This is a genomic window from Pseudomonas sp. MWU13-3659 (assembly GCF_023757525.1).
In the GTDB taxonomy this organism is placed as follows: Bacteria; Pseudomonadota; Gammaproteobacteria; order Pseudomonadales; family Pseudomonadaceae; genus Aquipseudomonas; species Aquipseudomonas entomophila_E.
In genome coordinates this window covers 1-367 of the sequence record NZ_JAMSHW010000120.1, presented here as the reverse complement: position 1 = coordinate 367, position 367 = coordinate 1, and the positions used below count along the sequence as shown (strand labels likewise).

The 367-nt window shown below is 69.2% G+C and carries 1 protein-coding gene; it reads left to right on the top strand.

Going from position 1 to position 367, the window contains the following annotated elements; translation table 11 throughout:
* Positions 1-367 (top strand): AMP-binding enzyme (locus NGM28_RS28585; RefSeq protein WP_252092563.1); only part of this gene is annotated, 367 nt, incomplete at both ends.

Sequence of the window (367 nt, the reverse complement as noted above, 5' to 3'; positions counted from 1 at the left end):
GCTGTACCGCACCGGCGACCTGGCGCGGCACCTGGCCGACGGCAACCTGGAGTACCTGGGGCGCAACGATGACCAGGTCAAGCTGCGTGGCCTGCGTATCGAACTGGGTGAGATCCAGGCTTGCCTGACCGCAATCGAGGGGGTCAAGGAGGCGGTGGTGCTGGCCCGCGAGCAGCGCCTGGTGGCGTACTGCACCGGTACCCCGCAACCCACAGAGGTACTGCGCGCGGCGCTGCTGGCGCGGTTGCCGGAGTTCATGGTGCCGGCGCAGTTCATCCACCTGGAAGCGTTGCCGCTGAGCCCCAACGGCAAGCTCGACCGCAAGGCGCTGCCGGTGCCGGAGGCGGTGCAGAGCCGGGCCTACGAA